Annotated in this window: 16 protein-coding genes; 7 read left to right on the top strand and 9 right to left on the bottom strand. The window is 70.8% G+C overall.

Features of this window, described 5'->3' with window-relative positions; all coding sequences use genetic code 11:
* Positions 1 to 68: 68 nt before the first annotated feature.
* Positions 69 to 593 (top strand): PadR family transcriptional regulator, encoded by a 525-nt coding sequence (locus ABZ573_RS30075; RefSeq protein ID WP_358122390.1) that lies wholly within the window; start codon positions 69 to 71, stop codon positions 591 to 593.
* Complete coding sequence (locus ABZ573_RS30070) at positions 586 to 1,215, top strand: GyrI-like domain-containing protein (RefSeq protein ID WP_358122388.1); 630 nt, start codon at positions 586 to 588, stop codon at positions 1,213 to 1,215. Before ABZ573_RS30075 ends, ABZ573_RS30070 begins: the two co-directional genes overlap by 8 nt.
* Positions 1,216 to 1,317: 102 nt before the next feature.
* Here ABZ573_RS30070 and rpsA read toward each other — a convergent pair whose 3' ends face one another.
* A complete protein-coding gene (gene rpsA / locus ABZ573_RS30065) occupies positions 1,318 to 2,913 on the bottom strand; it encodes a 30S ribosomal protein S1 (protein ID WP_151455503.1) in 1,596 nt (531 codons plus the stop codon).
* Positions 2,914 to 3,210: 297 nt separating this feature from the next.
* On the opposite strand from rpsA, the gene ABZ573_RS30060 reads away from it, so the two are divergent.
* The 5 genes from ABZ573_RS30060 (at position 3,211) to ABZ573_RS30040 (ending at position 5,865) form a co-directional block, all read left to right on the top strand.
* Entirely contained in the window at positions 3,211 to 4,017 is an 807-nt protein-coding gene (locus ABZ573_RS30060) for a class I SAM-dependent methyltransferase (RefSeq protein ID WP_327029076.1), read from the top strand.
* Between the two features lie 76 nt (positions 4,018 to 4,093).
* The gene (locus tag ABZ573_RS30055; protein ID WP_358122385.1) at positions 4,094 to 4,315 is read left to right on the top strand and encodes a DUF2945 domain-containing protein; all 222 of its coding nucleotides are present in this window, start codon (positions 4,094 to 4,096) and stop codon (positions 4,313 to 4,315) included.
* Positions 4,302 to 4,652: a DUF3140 domain-containing protein gene (locus ABZ573_RS30050; protein WP_311413587.1), complete on the top strand. Its 351-nt coding sequence runs from the start codon at positions 4,302 to 4,304 to the stop codon at positions 4,650 to 4,652. Before ABZ573_RS30055 ends, ABZ573_RS30050 begins: the two co-directional genes overlap by 14 nt.
* Before the next feature lie 50 nt (positions 4,653 to 4,702).
* Positions 4,703 to 5,452 carry an SDR family oxidoreductase gene (locus tag ABZ573_RS30045; RefSeq protein ID WP_358122383.1) on the top strand — a complete coding sequence of 250 codons (750 nt, stop codon included), beginning with the start codon at positions 4,703 to 4,705 and terminating at the stop codon, positions 5,450 to 5,452.
* A gap of 47 nt (positions 5,453 to 5,499) precedes the next feature.
* Positions 5,500 to 5,865 carry a MerR family transcriptional regulator gene (locus ABZ573_RS30040; RefSeq protein ID WP_358122381.1) on the top strand — a complete coding sequence of 122 codons (366 nt, stop codon included), beginning with the start codon at positions 5,500 to 5,502 and terminating at the stop codon, positions 5,863 to 5,865.
* A gap of 121 nt (positions 5,866 to 5,986) precedes the next feature.
* Here the strand turns inward: ABZ573_RS30040 and polA are convergent, their stop codons facing one another.
* The 8 genes from polA to ABZ573_RS30000 form a co-directional block, all read right to left on the bottom strand.
* Positions 5,987 to 8,686: a DNA polymerase I gene (gene polA, locus ABZ573_RS30035; protein ID WP_327029077.1), complete on the bottom strand. Its 2,700-nt coding sequence runs from the start codon at positions 8,684 to 8,686 to the stop codon at positions 5,987 to 5,989.
* A gap of 105 nt (positions 8,687 to 8,791) precedes the next feature.
* Positions 8,792 to 9,601, bottom strand: coding sequence for an amino acid ABC transporter ATP-binding protein (locus tag ABZ573_RS30030; protein ID WP_151455509.1), 810 nt, complete (start codon positions 9,599 to 9,601; stop codon positions 8,792 to 8,794).
* Positions 9,598 to 10,578 carry an amino acid ABC transporter permease gene (locus ABZ573_RS30025; RefSeq protein WP_358122378.1) on the bottom strand — a complete coding sequence of 327 codons (981 nt, stop codon included), beginning with the start codon at positions 10,576 to 10,578 and terminating at the stop codon, positions 9,598 to 9,600. The genes ABZ573_RS30030 and ABZ573_RS30025 overlap by 4 nt, the downstream gene beginning before the upstream one ends.
* Before the next feature lie 2 nt (positions 10,579 to 10,580).
* A complete protein-coding gene (locus ABZ573_RS30020; protein ID WP_358122376.1) occupies positions 10,581 to 11,492 on the bottom strand; it encodes an ABC transporter substrate-binding protein in 912 nt (303 codons plus the stop codon).
* Between the two features lie 33 nt (positions 11,493 to 11,525).
* Entirely contained in the window at positions 11,526 to 12,236 is a 711-nt protein-coding gene (locus ABZ573_RS30015) for an ABC transporter ATP-binding protein (RefSeq protein ID WP_358122374.1), read from the bottom strand.
* Entirely contained in the window at positions 12,226 to 13,017 is a 792-nt protein-coding gene (locus ABZ573_RS30010) for an ABC transporter ATP-binding protein (protein WP_165947810.1), read from the bottom strand. The genes ABZ573_RS30015 and ABZ573_RS30010 overlap by 11 nt, the downstream gene beginning before the upstream one ends.
* A gap of 46 nt (positions 13,018 to 13,063) precedes the next feature.
* Entirely contained in the window at positions 13,064 to 14,173 is a 1,110-nt protein-coding gene (locus ABZ573_RS30005; RefSeq protein WP_151455512.1) for a branched-chain amino acid ABC transporter permease, read from the bottom strand.
* A complete protein-coding gene (locus ABZ573_RS30000) occupies positions 14,170 to 15,120 on the bottom strand; it encodes a branched-chain amino acid ABC transporter permease (protein WP_311413594.1) in 951 nt (316 codons plus the stop codon). The genes ABZ573_RS30005 and ABZ573_RS30000 overlap by 4 nt, the downstream gene beginning before the upstream one ends.
* Positions 15,121 to 15,189 lie beyond the last annotated feature (69 nt).

Below are 15,189 nucleotides of genomic sequence, written 5' to 3'. Positions count from 1 at the left end.
CGCTGCCGGCACCGGGGGCACCCCGGACCGGTCCCTCTGGAGCCGTATCCTAGTACTAGGATAGGCGCGTGGAGTTGACCACCGCCGAACTGACCGTGCTGGGCCTGCTCATCGAACGACCCCGGCACGGCTACGACCTGGAGCAGGTGATCGCGCGACGCGGCATCCGTCAGTGGTCCGACGTCGGGTTCTCCTCGATCTACTACCTGCTCGCCAAGCTGGACAAGCGCGGCCTGGTCCACGTTCCCGAGGCTCCCGCCGCCCCGAAGTCCCGCCACGTGTTCCACGCCACCGCCGAGGGCCGGGCGGCCGCGGCGCGCACCGCGCTGGCGCTCATCGAGCAACCGCAGCCGCTCCGGCACCCGCTTCTCGTCGGCATCGCCAACCTGCCCCTGCTCTCCGACCGGGAGTACGCGCAGGCGCTGCGCACCCGGCTGGCGGGGGTCGAGGCCCGCGTCGAGTCGCTCCGGTCGGCGCAGCAGGCGCAGGCCCCCCTCCCGCACCCGGCGCGGGAGGTCTTCTCGTACTCGCTGAGCCTCCTGGAGGCGGAAAGGCAGTGGCTCGCCGCCCGAGCCCAGGTGCCTGATGACTGACAAGACCGACTTCAAGAAGACGCTCGACGCCTATCAGGCCGGGCGCGGCCAGTTCCGGATCGTGGACGTGCCCGACACGCGGTACCTCATGGTCGACGGCCACGGCGACCCGAACGGCGCACCGGCGTTCACCGGCGCCATCGAGGCCCTCTACCCGGTGGCCTACAAGCTGAAGTTCGCCAGCAGGCGAGACCTCGGCCGGGACTACGTCGTCCCGCCTCTGGAGGGCCTGTGGTGGGCCGAGGACATGGACTCGTTCACCGCCCGGCGCGACAAGGCACGGTGGGACTGGACGCTGATGATCATGGTGCCGGACTGGATCGGCCAGGACCTGTTCACCGCCGCCGTCGAGCAGGCCGGGGCCAGGAACCGCCCGTCACGTCTCGACGAGGTCCGCCTGGCGACGCTGTCCGAGGGGCGGTGCGTGCAGACGCTGCACGTCGGTTCCTTCGACGACGAGGCCGAGGTGCTGGCGCGGCTGCACGGTGAGTTCGTCCCGGGCAACGGGCTGCGGATGGTGGGCAGACACCACGAGATCTACCTCAGCGACTTCCGCCGGGTCGCGCCCGAGCGGCAACGCACCATCCTGAGGCAACCGGTCGCCGCCGCATCGGGTGCGTAGGGCGGCGAGGGCGCGGCGGTGGCGGGCGGCTGCGGAAAGACGGGAGCCCCGCCCCCGGCGATCTCGCGATCGCGGGGACGGGGCCCGTCGTCGTTCAGCGGGTCACTTGCCGCCGGCGAGCTTCTCCCGCAGAGCGGCGAGCGCCTCGTCGGTGGCCAGGGTGCCGGCCGGCTCCTCGGCCTGACGGCTCGGGGCCGCGCTGGTCGAGGTGGTGGTGCCACCACCGGTGACGGGCGGGGCCGGGTTGGCAGCCGCCTCGGCGTCGGCGGCCCGGGAGGTCTGCACCTGCTTGGTGTGGGCCTCCCAGCGCTGACGCGCCTCGGCGTACTGGTTCTCCCAGGTCTCGCGCTGCTTGTCGTACCCCTCGAGCCACTCGCCCGTCTCCGGGTCGAAGCCCTCCGGGTAGATGTAGTTGCCCTCGGTGTCGTACGTCGCGGCCATGCCGTAGAGGGTCGGGTCGAAGTGCTCCTCGCCCTCGACGAAGCCCTCGTTGGCCTGCTTGAGCGACAGCGAGATCCGGCGGCGCTCCAGGTCGATGTCGATGACCTTGACCATGACTTCGGAGCCGACCTGGACGACCTGCTCCGGGATCTCCACGTGGCGCTCGGCCAGCTCGGAGATGTGGACCAGGCCCTCGATGCCGTCGTCCACCCGGACGAAGGCGCCGAACGGCACCAGCTTGGTGACCTTACCCGGCACGATCTGCTGGATCGCGTGGGTGCGGGCGAACTGACGCCACGGGTCCTCCTGCGTCGCCTTCAGCGACAGCGAGACCCGCTCGCGGTCCAGGTCGACGTCCAGGACCTCGACCTCGACCTCCTGGCCCACCTCGACGACCTCGGACGGGTGGTCGATGTGCTTCCAGGACAGCTCGGAGACGTGCACGAGGCCGTCCACGCCGCCCAGGTCGACGAACGCGCCGAAGTTGACGATCGAGGACACGACGCCCTTGCGGACCTGGCCCTTCTGCAGCTTGTTGAGGAACTCGGTGCGCACCTCGGACTGCGTCTGCTCCAGCCAGGCCCGGCGGGACAGGACCACGTTGTTGCGGTTCTTGTCCAGCTCGATGATCTTGGCTTCGAGCTCGCGCCCGACGTACGGCTGCAGGTCGCGCACCCGACGCATCTCGACCAGGGAGGCGGGCAGGAAGCCCCGCAGCCCGATGTCGAGGATGAGGCCGCCCTTGACCACCTCGATGACCGAGCCGCGGACGACCCCGTCCTCGTCCTTGATCTTCTCGATGGTGCCCCAGGCCCGCTCGTACTGCGCCCGCTTCTTGGAGAGGATCAGACGACCCTCCTTGTCCTCCTTCTGGAGGACCAGGGCCTCGATGTGGTCACCAACCGAAACGACCTCGGCCGGGTCCACGTCGTGCTTGATCGACAACTCCCGAGAGGGGATGACACCCTCGGTCTTGTAGCCGATGTCGAGCAGGACCTCGTCCCGATCGACCTTGACGACGGTGCCTTCGACAATGTCGCCGTCGTTGAAGTACTTGATGGTCTCGTCGATCGCGGCGAGGAAAGCCTCCTCGGAACCGAGATCGTCGTGGGTGACCCGGGTGGCGCTCGAGGGGGCCTCGATGCTGCTCGTCATGTGGGCGGTTGCTCCGGTCGGATGGTGTGTCACAGCAGGCTGGTGTGTCGCGGTGACCTGTTCGCGCCAGCGGATCCGTCGCCGGGCACACCGAAAGATCATCGCGTGAGATCATGGATGTGGCTCCGCCAGTGGTCCCGGAGACCGCGCACCTGCTCCCTGCCGAGGCACACGATCCGCGAGCGCATCATCTAGCCTACCCGCTGCATTACCACAGCGTGCAAGCCCTCCCGTCCTCTCGCCGCCTCGTCAGCTGCGAAAGCGGAGATATCGGCAGGAAGGCGCCGCAGGTGTCGCGTCCGTCACAGGGGCATCACCGGTGAACGGTAGCGCCGGGCGCCGTACCCCGCACTCCGGGGGTCGCCCGGCGCACGGCGCGCGCGGGGCTAGCGTGGGCGGGTGGATGACGACAGCCGGGTGACCCGGCGCCGGGTCGGCAACGCCGAGGCCCGCCGGGCGAACCGCCGCTGGTGGGACGCCGACGCCGACGACTACCAGGCCGAGCACGGCCGTTTCCTCGGTGACCTGGACTTCGTCTGGTGTCCGGAGGGCGTGCGGGAGGCCGACGTACGGCTGCTGGGCGACCTGGCCGGCCGGCGGGTGCTGGAACTCGGCAGCGGGGCCGCCGCCGCCGCGCGGTGGCTCGCCACCCAGGGGGCCCGGCCGGTCGCCCTGGACCTCTCCGCCGGCATGCTGCGGCACGCCGCGCTGGCGGCCGGACGCACCGGCGTACGCGTGCCGCTGGTGCAGGCCGACGCGCTGGCGCTGCCCTTCGCCGACGCCGCGTTCGACACCGCCTGCACGGCGTTCGGGGCGGTCCCGTTCGTGGCCGACTCGGCGGCGGTCATGCGCGAGGTGTTCCGGGTGCTGCGCCCCGGCGGCCGGTGGGTGTTCTCGGTGACCCACCCGATGCGGTGGATCTTCCTCGACGACCCCGGCGAGGGCGGGCTGACCGCCGTGCACTCGTACTTCGACCGCTCCCCCTACGTGGAGCAGGACGAGGCCGGTGACGCCACCTACGTCGAGCAGCACCGCACGCTCGGCGACCGGATCCGCGAGCTCGTGGGCGCCGGGTTCCGCCTGCTCGACCTCGTGGAACCGGAGTGGCCCGAGGGGCACGAGGGGATCTGGGGGCAGTGGAGCCCGCTGCGCGGCCGCCTCTTCCCCGGCACCGCCATCTTCGTCGCGCAGAAGCCCGCCGGCTGACCGGCACGCGCCCCGCCCGGAGCGCGCCCGGCCGGGGCCGTCGTTTCGGGGCATCGACGCCGGGTACCCGCGTCGCATGGCCGAGCAGAGCGAGTTCCGCAGCGGTGACAACGTCTCCTGGGCCAGCCACAGCGGCCGGGCGTACGGCGTGGTCAAGGAGAAGATCACCGAACGGACGCACGTACGCGGGCACGCCGTGAACGCGTCGCCGGACGACCCGCAGTACCGGATCCGCAACGACGACTCGGGGCGGGACGTCGCACACCGACCGGAGGTGCTGCGCCATGAGCAGGGCTGACGAGGGCCGGGACACCTACCGGGAGTTCACCGAGGCGGTGAACATGAAGCCGGCCGAGCTGTCGACGTGGCTGGAGACCGACGAGTCGAAGCAGGTCGGCTGGCACAAGGGTGGGCGCTCCGGCGGCGGCGAGTCGGTCGGGCACGAGTCGGGCCGCAAGATCATCGAGCTGCTGCGGCGCAAGCGTGCCGAGCTCTCCGAGGGCGACTACCGGCACATGCGCAAGGTCGTCGGCTACGTCCGCCGGCACATGGCGCAGCGCCCCTCCGGCGACGTCCGCGACACGAAGTGGCGCTGGTCCCTGATGAACTGGGGCCACGACCCACTGAAGCGCTGAGCCCGTCCGCTTGACCCTGCCACTGACGGCAGGGTCCGACGATCCGCACCATGAGTCGAGCGCAACGCAGGATCGTCGTCGTCACCGGTGCGGGCACCGGGATCGGGCGGGCCACGGCCCGTGAGTTCAGCGCCCAGGGGGCGTACGTCGTCGCGGTGGGACGACGGGCCGCGCCACTGGCGGAGACCGCCGCCGGCCACCCCGGCATCGAACCGCTGGTCGCCGACGTCACCGCTCCCGGCGCCGCGGAGCTGATCGTCGGCACCGCCACGCAGCGGCACGGCCGCCTCGACGTGCTGGTCAACAACGCGGGCGTGGCCGGCGGCGGTCCGCTCGGTTCGCTCGCCCCCGAGACCGTCGAGCGACACCTGGCGACGAACCTGGTGGCGCCGCTCCTGCTCACCCAGGCGGCGGTGCCGGCGCTGGCCGACAGCCGGGGCGTCGTCGTCAACCTCACCACGTCGGTCGGGTCGCGGGCCTGGCCGGGCAGCTCGCTGTACGCGGCCGGGAAGTCCGCCCTGGACTCGCTGACCCGCAGCTGGGCGGTGGAGCTCGCGCCGTCCGGGATCAGGGTGGTGGCGGTGGCGCCCGGCGCCGTCGACACCCCGATCGGCGCGCACCAGGGGCTGACGCCGCAGCAGCAGGCCGACGTCCGCCGCTGGCAGGTGGAGCGGACGCCGCTGGGACGCATCGGGCGTCCCGAGGAGGTGGCGTGGGCGATCCTGCGCCTCGCCGACCCGGCGGCCGGCTTCGTCACCGGCGTCGTACTGCCGGTCGACGGTGGCGCCGTGATCGCGTGACGGCGTCGCCCGCCGCACTGGTAGAACGGTGCCCGGAGGTACGGACCATGCTGATCGGCGAGCTGGCGGAGGCCACCGGCACCACCCCACGCGCGCTGCGGCACTACGAGCGGCACGGGCTGCTCGACTCCCGGCGGGCCCACAACGGCTACCGGATCTACGACGAGCGGTCGGTGGGCCGCGTGCGCAACATCCGTCACCTGCTGGCCGCCGGCCTGACGCTGGACGACGTGCGGACGTTCCTGCCCTGCCTGGACGGGGACGTGGCCGCCGCCCCGCCCGCGCCGGCCGGCGTCCGGGTCGCCCTGGACCGCCTCGCGGTGCTCGACGCCCGCATCGCCGCACAGATCGAGATCCGCGACCGGCTGGCCGCGGCCCTGCGCGCGGCGGGCACGGCCGTCCCAGACGTCTGACGACGACGCGGACCCGCCGCCCCTGCCCCGACCACGGCCGTCCCACACCGTTCGACGGCGGCGCGGGTCCTGCCGCCCTCCCCGGGCAGGGCCCGTGCCGGCGCGCGGCGGGCGGCGACCGTCAGTGGTCGGCGCTGTTCCAGTCCCGGCCCTCGCCGACGGAGACCTCCAGCGGCACCGACAGCGGGTGCGCCCCGCCCATCTCCCGCCGCACCAGCGCCTCCAGGGTCTCCCGTTCGCCCGGGGCGACCTCGAAGACCAGCTCGTCGTGCACCTGGAGCAGCATCCGCGAGCGCAGGCCCGCCTCGCGCAGCGCCGTGTCGACGTGCAGCATGGCGACCTTGATGATGTCGGCCGCCGAACCCTGGATGGGAGCGTTGAGCGCCATCCGCTCCGCCATCTCCCGGCGCTGCCGGTTGTCGCTGACCAGGTCGGGCAGGTAGCGGCGGCGGCCCAGGATGGTGGAGGTGTAACCGTCGTGCCGGGCGCGGGCGACGACCTCCTGGAGGTAGTCGCGCACGCCCCCGAAACCGGCGAAGTAGTTCTCCATCAGCCCGCGCGCCTCCTCGGCGGTGATCCCGAGCTGCTGGGAGAGGCCGAACGCGCTCAGCCCGTACGCCAGGCCGTAGTTCATTGCCTTGATCTTGCGCCGCTGGTCGGCGGTGACCTCGCCGACCGGCACCTCGAAGACCGACGAGGCGGTGGCGGCGTGGAAGTCGGCACCGGAGTTGAACGCCTCGATGAGCGCGTCGTCCGACGACAGGTGCGCCATGATCCGCATCTCGATCTGGCTGTAGTCGGCGGTGAGCAGGCAGTCGTAGCCCTCCCCCACCACGAAGGCGCGCCGGATGCGGCGGCCCTCCTCGGTGCGGATCGGGATGTTCTGCAGGTTGGGCTCGGTCGAGGAGAGCCGCCCCGTGGCCGCCACCGTCTGGTTGAACGTGGTGTGGATGCGGCCGTCGTCGGAGACCGACTTGAGCAGCCCGTCGACGGTCGTCTTGAGCTTCGCCACGTCCCGGTGGCGCAGCAGGTGGGCCAGCACCGGGTGCGGGTTCTGCGCGTGCAGCCACTGGAGGGCGTCGGCGTCGGTGGTGTAGCCGGTCTTGATCTTCTTGGTCTTGGGCAGGCCCAGCTCGCCGAAGAGGATCTCCTGCAACTGCTTCGGCGAGCCGAGGTTGAACTCCCGGCCGACCGACTCGTAGGCCCCCTGGGCGGCGGCCTTCACCTCGGCGGCGAAGTGCGCCTCCAACTCGGAGAGATAGTGCGTGTCGGCGGCGATGCCGGTGCGTTCCATGTCGGCGAGCACCCGCATCAGCGGCAGCTCCACCCCGGCCATCAGCCGCGCCGACTGCTCGCCGTCGCGGGACAGCTCGGCGTCGATCGCGTCGGCCAGGTCGAGGGTGGCGCGGGCCTGGAGCATGAGGTTCTGCTCCGCCTCGCCGTCGTTGCCGAGCCCCTCCAGGGTGAGCTGGCCGGTCTCCGGGGCGTCGACCCGCAGCTCGCGGTGCAGGTAGCGCAGGGCCAGGTCGGTCAGGTCGTAGGAGCGCTGGTCGGGGCGGGCCAGGTAGGCCGCGATCTGGGTGTCGCGGAGGATGCCCTCCAGGTGCCAGCCGTGCGCGGCGAACGCCAGCACCGCCGGCTTGCTGTCGTGCAGCACCTTGGGCCGCCCGGCGTCGGCCAGCCAGGCCGCCAGGGCCGCCTCGTCGGTCGGCTCCAGGGTGGCGGGATCGCACCAGGCCGCCGCACCGCCGGCGGTGGCCAGCGCCAGCCCGGTCACCGAGGCGGTGTGCCGACGGTTGGGACCCGTGTCGAGCTTCGCCGCCACGCCCACCGGGGTGTCGGCCGGCGCGTGCGTCTCCAGCCACCCGGCGAGCGCCCCGGGCTCGGTGAGCACCTCGCCGGTCAGGTCGAACCCGGACTCGGCCTCCGGCTCCACCGCCTCCAGGTACTGGTAGAGCCGGTCGCGCAGGATGCGGAACTCGAGGGTGTCGAAGACCTGGTGGACGGCCTCGCGGTCCCACCCCTCCCACCGCGCGTCCTCGGGGCGCAGCGGCAGTTCCAGGTCGGAGACGAGACAGTTGATCTCGTAGTTGCGGATCACGTCGGCGAGCCGCTCGCGCAGGCTGTCGCCGGCCTTTCCCTTGATCTCGTCGGCCCGCGCGACGACCCCGTCGACCCCGCCGTACGTGTTGATCCACTTCGCGGCGGTCTTCGGCCCGACCCCGGGCACGCCGGGCAGGTTGTCGCTGGTCTCGCCGACCAGGGCGGCCAGGTCGCGGTAGCGCTCCGGGGGGACGCCGTACTTCGCCTCGATCGCCGCCGGGTCCATCCGGGCCAGGTCCGAGACGCCCTTGCGCGGGTAGAGCACCGTGATCTGGTCGCCGACGAGCTGGAACGCGTCCCGGTCGCCGCTGCTGATCAGGACCGACATGCCCTGGTCGCGGGCCTGGCAGGCGAGGGTGGCGATGATGTCGTCGGCCTCGAAGCCCTCCTTCTCCACCACCGGGATGCGCAGCGCCGCGAGGACCTCCTTGACCAGGCTCACCTGGCCCTTGAAGTCGGTCGGGGTCTCGCTGCGGCCGGCCTTGTACTCCGCGTACTTCTCGGTGCGGAAGGAGCGGCGAGAGACGTCGAAGGCGACCACGATGTGCGTCGGCTGCTCGTCGCGCAGCACGTTGATCAGCATGGACGTGAAGCCGTAGACCGCGTTGGTCGGCTGCCCCGTCGTGGTGGAGAAGTTCTCCACCGGCAGGGCGAAGAACGCCCGGTATGCCATGGAATGTCCGTCGACGAGAAGCAGGCGCGGCGTCGTAGCTGTCACGGCAGCGACTCTAGCCGCCCGCTCCGACACTCCGGGACACCGGCACGGACGCCGGCGCGGCCCGAGGCGGACGCCGGCGCGGGGTGGGCCGCGCCGGCGTACCGCTCAGAGCACCTTGGCCAGGAACGCCTTCGTCCGGTCGTGCCGGGGGTTGGCGATCACCTCGCGGGGCACGCCGGACTCGACGACGACGCCGCCGTCCATGAAGACCAGCGAGTCGCCGACCTCGCGGGCGAAGCCGATCTCGTGGGTGACCACGATCATCGTCATGCCGTCGCGGGCGAGGTCCTTCATCACGTCGAGCACCTCGCCGACCAGCTCCGGGTCGAGCGCGCTGGTGGGCTCGTCGAAGAGCATCAGCTTCGGCTGCATCGCCAACGCCCGGGCGATCGCCACCCGCTGCTGCTGCCCGCCGGAGAGCTGGCTCGGGTAGTTGCCGAGCTTGTCGCCCAGCCCCACCCGCTCCAGCAGCGCGGCGGCCCGGTCCCGGGCGGTGGCCTTCTTCTCCCCGCCCACCTGCACCGGTGCCTCGGCGACGTTCTCCAGGGCGGTCATGTGCGGGAAGAGGTTGAACCGCTGGAACACCATGCCGATCGCCCGGCGCTGGGCGGCGACGTCCTTTTCCCGCATCTCGTGCAGCTTGCCGCCGCGCTCGCGGTAGCCGATCAGGTCGCCGTCCACCCAGATCCGGCCGGCGTTGATCTTCTCCAGGTGGTTGATGCAGCGCAGGAACGTCGACTTGCCGGAGCCGGAGGGACCCAGCAGGCAGCACACCTCGCCGCTGCGGACCTCCAGGTCGATGCCCTTGAGCACCTCGATCGCCCCGAACGACTTGTGCACCTGCTCGGCCCGGACCATCGGCGCGGACTCCACCGCCGCCCCGCCGGCCGCTGCCGGCACCGTCAGCTCGGTCATACGCCGTCCGCCTTCCCGGTCGTGCCGCCGTTCTCCGCCGCGATCGCCCGCAGCCTGGTCTTCGCCCGTCCGCTGCGCCCGACGCCCTTGGAGAAGTGCCGCTCCAGGTAGTACTGCCCGACCAGCAGCACGCTGGTCAGCAGCAGGTACCAGATGGTCGCCGCGACCAGCATCGGGAAGACCTGGAAGGTCCGGCTACCGACGGCCCTGAGCTGGAAGAACAGCTCGGTGGAGACCGGCACGAAGGCCACCAGCGAGGTGTCCTTGAGCATGGCGATGGTCTCGTTGCCGGTCGGCGGGACGATCACCCGCATGGCCTGCGGCAGCACGATCCGACGCAGGATCTGCCCCCGGCGCAGGCCGAGCGCCTGGGCGGCCTCGGTCTGCCCCTCGTCGACCGACTGGATGCCGGCCCGGACGATCTCCGCCATGTAGGCGGCCTCGGACAGGCCCAGCGCCAGCATGCCGGCGACGAAGCCGGTCAGGATCTCCACGGCGGAGAAGCCGAACAGCCGCGCCTCGAAGTCGTCGACCCCGAACAGGGCGCCGATCTGCCGGTCGAAGGGCAGGCCGAACTCGACGCGCGCCCAGAGGATGCCCAGGTTGCCGAAGAGGATCGCCAGCACCAACCGGGGCACCGCCCGGAAGAACCAGGTGTACGCGAAGGCGACGCCGCGCAGGATCGGGTTCTCCGACAGCCGCATGATGGCGATGACGACGCCCAGCCCGACACCGATCAGCATGGCGGTCAGGAGCAGCGCGATCGTGCCGCGCAGCCCCTCGACGATCGGCGGGCGGAACATCTCGTCGATCATGAACGACCAGTTGAACGCCTTGTTCGTCACCAGCAGGTGCACGAACATGGCCACCAGCACCCCGATCACGGCGACGGCGACCCACCGCCCGGGATGCCGCACGGGCACGGCGCGGATGGGTTCCGGCCGTGCCCGTTCGGGTGTGTCCGTCTCGACAGACATGGTCAGCTGGTCGGGTTCAGCGCCGGGGTCGTGATGGCGCCGCCCTCGACGCCCCACTTCTTCAGCGCGCCCTCGTACGTGCCGTCGGCGATGACCGCCGTGACGGCCTCCTTGAGCACCTCGGCGAACGCGGCCTGGTCCTTCTTCACCGCGTAGCCGTACGGGGCCGACTCGTAGATGTCGCCGAGCAGCTCCAGCTGGCCGCTGCTCTGCTTCACCGCGTACGCGCCGACCGGGGAGTCGGCCAGCATGGCGTCGTTCTTGCCGCTGACCACGGCGGCCGTGGCGTCGCTCTGCGCCTGGTACTGGTCGATCGTGATGGCCGGCTTGCCGGCGTCGGTGCACTTCTTCGACCGGGCGGTGATGTCGTCGAGCTGCACGGTGCCGACCTGCACGGCGATCTTCTTGCCGCAGGCGTTCTCGGTGTCGACCTTGGCCGGGTTGCCGGCCTTGGTCGCCCACTGGGTGCCGGCGGAGAAGTAGCTGACCATGTTGACGGTCTTCATCCGGTCGGCGTTGATGGTGAACGAGGAGACGCCGACCTCGTACTTGCCGGAGTCGACGCCGGGCAGGATCGCGTCGAACGGCGCCGACTCGTACTCGGCCTTCAGGCCGAGCTTCTGCGCGACCGCGTTGAACAGCTCGATGTCGAAGCCGACCACTGTCTTGCCGTCGGCGTCGAGGAACTCCGCCGGGGCGTACGTCGAGTCGGTGCCGACCTTGATCACGCCGTCGGCCTTGATGGCGTCGGGCACCTTCGCGGCCAGCGCCGAGTCGGCGGCGGCGGTGACGCTGGGGCCGGCGCCGGGCTGCTCGGTGCTCTCCTTCTCGCCGCAGCCGGCCAGCGAGAGGGCGAGCAGGGCGGCGCCGGTGACGCCGAGGGCGGCCCGGCGGCCACCACTGATGCGGAACATGGGGTACTCCTTGCGATGAGGGGTGACGGCCGGTCAGGCCACGCCGAGGTAGGCCTCTTTGACCGCCGGGTCGTGCAGCAGCTCGGCACCGGTGCCGCTCTTGACGATCCGGCCGGTCTCCAGCACGTACGCCCGGTGGGCCCGGGCCAGCGCCTGCTGGGCGTTCTGCTCGACCAGCAGGACGGTGGTGCCCTGTTGGTTGATCTCGACGATGATGTCGAAGATCTGCTGGATCAGCATCGGGGCCAGACCCATCGAGGGCTCGTCGAGCAGCAGCAGCTTCGGCCGGCTCATCAGCGCCCGCCCGACGGCCAGCATCTGCTGCTCGCCGCCGGAGAGGGTGCCGCCCTGCTGCCTGCGCCGCTCGGCCAGGCGCGGGAAGAGGCCCAGCACCCGGTCGAGGTCCTGGACGATGCCGGCCCGGTCGCGCCGGGTGTACGCACCCATGTCGAGGTTCTCCAGCACCGTCATGCCCGGGAAGATCCCGCGGCCCTCGGGTGCCTGGCACAGCCCCCGCCGGACCCGCAGGTCCGCCCGGAGCTTGGTGATGTCCTCACCGTTGAACCGGATGCTGCCGCTGGCGACCGGCCGGATCCCGGAGATCGCCCGCATCGTGGTCGACTTGCCGGCGCCGTTGGCGCCGATCAGGGCGACGATCTCGCCCTCGTCCACCGTCAGGCTGATGCCGTGCAGCGCCTGGATCCGCCCGTAGAGCAGGCTCACATCGTCGATCTCAAGCAGCATCGTCCGGCACCCCCAGGTACGCCGCGATCACCTTCGGGTTCTCCCGCACCTCGGCGGGCAGCCCCTCGGCGATCTTCTTTCCGAACTCCAGCACCACGATCCGGTCGGTGACCCCCATGACCAGGCGCATGTCGTGCTCGATGAGCAGCACGGTCACGCCGGTGTCCCGGATCTGCCGGATGAGCTGGAGCAGTTCCTCCTTCTCCGCCGGGTTGAAGCCGGCAGCCGGCTCGTCCAGGCAGAGCAGCACCGGGTCGGTGGCCAGCGCGCGGGCGATCTCCAGCCGCCGCTGCTCGCCGTAGGAGAGGTTGCGGGCGAACTCATGCATCCGCTTGCGGATGCCGACGAACTCCAGCAGGCGCTCGGCCTTCTCCCGACTCGCGCGCTCCTCCTTCCAGTACCGCGGCAGGCGGAACAGCGCGGAGATGACGCTCGTCTTGTTGTGCGCGTCCGCGCCCACCAGGACGTTCTCCAGCGCCGTCATCTCCGGGAAGAGGCGGATGTTCTGGAACGTCCGCGCCATGCCCATCTTGGTGATCTGGTGCCGCTTCTTGCCGCTGACCTTCTGGCCACGGAACCGGATCTGCCCCTCGGTGGGCTGGTAGATGCCGGTCATGGCGTTGAAGCAGGTGGTCTTGCCGGCGCCGTTCGGGCCGATCAGACCGAGGATCTCGCCCTTGTAGAGGGTGAAGTCCACCTCGTTGAGGGCGACCACGCCGCCGAAGCGCAGCGTGACCTTGTCGACCTCCAGCAGCGGCTCCCGGGTGGGCACCGCCTCCACGGCCGGCGCGCCGGCCTGCGCCGGAACGACCGGCGTCTGCTCGGTGTCACTCACCGACGGTCACCTCCTTGCGACGATCCTTGAACTCCGCCGCACGTCGTCGGTTGGGGATCAGACCCTCCGGCCGGAAGATCATCATGACCACCAGCACCAGGCCGAAGAACAGGAACCGGTACTCGTACAGCTCGACGCCCAGCAGCTCGATGCCACGGAACCGCTCGATCATGTACGCCACCAGGCCACCGCCGACGATCGCGCCGACGATGTTGCCCGAGCCGCCGAAGATGACCGCGGCCAGGATGATGATCGAGTTCAGCAGCTCGAAGTTCTGCGAGTTGACGAAGTTCTGCTTGCCCGCGAAGAGCGCGCCGGCGAGGCCCGCGATCGCGGCGCCCGCGGCGAACGCCCACAGCTTGAACTTGAACGTCGGCACGCCCATGAGCTGCGCCGCGTCCTCGTCCTCCCGGATGGAGATCCAGGCGCGCCCGACCCGGCTGTGGGTCAGGTTCCGCACCCCGATGACCACCAGGATGATCAGCGTGAGCACCAGCCAGTAGTACGGCCGTGCGTCGAGCACGCCGAAGACCGGCTTGCCGTCGGCGAACTCGCCCGGCGGGTGCGGGATCTGGTTGAAGCCCCGCTGCCCCCGGAGGAACTCCGAGCTGACCGCGCCGATGCGGATCATCTCGGCGAAGCCGAGCGTCACCAGCGCCAGGTAGTCGCCGCGCAGCCGCAGGGTCGGCGTACCGAGCATCACGCCGGAGACCATCGTCAGGGCGATCGCCACCGGCACCGCCAGCAGCCACGGCCAGAGCGTCTTGAGGTTGCTGCTCGGCGAGGTCAGCACCGCCACGGTGTACGCGCCCACGGCGAAGAAGCCGAAGTAGCCGAGGTCGAGCAGGCCGGCGAAGCCGACCACGATGTTCAGACCGACGGCCAGCAGCACGTAGATCGAGACGGTGAACATCACCTGGGTGAAGTTCGCACCGGGGGTCGGGATCGGCCCGAGGTACTGGTAGAACTCCTTGTTCGGCAGCGCGTAGAAGAACACGATCACCGCGGCCAGCAGCGCCCAGCGCACCCAGCGCGGCGCCCCGCGCCACCGTTCCCCGGCCGCCTCGCGGCCGGAGCGCACCTTCTCCAGAACGGTCGTCATGCCCGTGCCCTCCCCAGCGACTCACCCAGCAGACCGGTCGGCCGGAACATCAGCAGCACCACCAGCAGCGCGAACGCGGCGAAGTCCTTCCACTCGCTGCCGAACAGACCGGAGGCGTAGTTCTCGATCAAGCCCAACAGCAGGCCGCCGAGCAGCGCGCCGCGCAGGTTGCCGATGCCGCCGAGCACCGCGGCGGTGAATGCCTTCAGGCCGAGCAGGAAGCCGACGCTGTAGGTGAGGGTCTGGATCCGTACGTCGTAGAGCAGACCGGCGACGCCGGCCATGCTGCCGCCGGCGATGAAGACGATCAGGATGATCCGGTCCTTGTTCACGCCCATCAGCGCGGCGGTGTTGGCGTCCTGGGCGACCGCCCGGATGCCGCGACCGACCCGGCTGCGGTTGATGAACAGGTCCAGCGCGATCATCATCACCAGCGCGGCGCCGAGGGTGAGCAGCTGCACCCCGTCGATCGGCACGCCGAAGATGTGGAAGAGCGGATCCTGGCTGACCAGGATCGGGGCGCCCTCGGGGCGACGGCGGGTCCAGATGCCGAACGCCTCGGAGATGGCGATCGAGGCGCCGATCGCGGTGATCAGGAAGGCCAGCGGCGGCGCGTTGCGCTTACGCAGCGGCCGGTACGCCACCCGCTCGATCACGGTGGCCGTGCCGGCGGAGGCGATCGCCGCGACGATCATCGCCACCAGCAGGTAGAACATGATCGACCCGATGCCGCTGACCTGCGAGTTCTGGTCGAGCCCGAAGCCGTTCCAGGTCCAGATCGCCGCGAACGCGCCGGCGATGAAGACCTCGGAGTGGGCGAAGTTGATGAGTCTCAACACGCCGTAGACCAGCGTGTAGCCGAGCGCGACCAGGGCGTAGATCGCACCCTGCGTCAGGCCGGTCGTCGTGTATGTCCCGAAGTTGGAGAACAGGTCGTCGAAGTTCAATGAAGGGACGCTCCATCAGGGTCTGGAGAGAAAAGTGGGGCGCGGCCGGGAGCACAGCTCCCGGCCGCG

The organism is Micromonospora sp. NPDC007220 (assembly GCF_040634035.1).
Lineage (GTDB): Bacteria > Actinomycetota > Actinomycetes > Mycobacteriales > Micromonosporaceae > Micromonospora > Micromonospora reichwaldensis.
The sequence above is the reverse complement of the archived record's forward strand: the minus strand, read 5'-3'. Positions and strand labels throughout refer to the sequence as shown.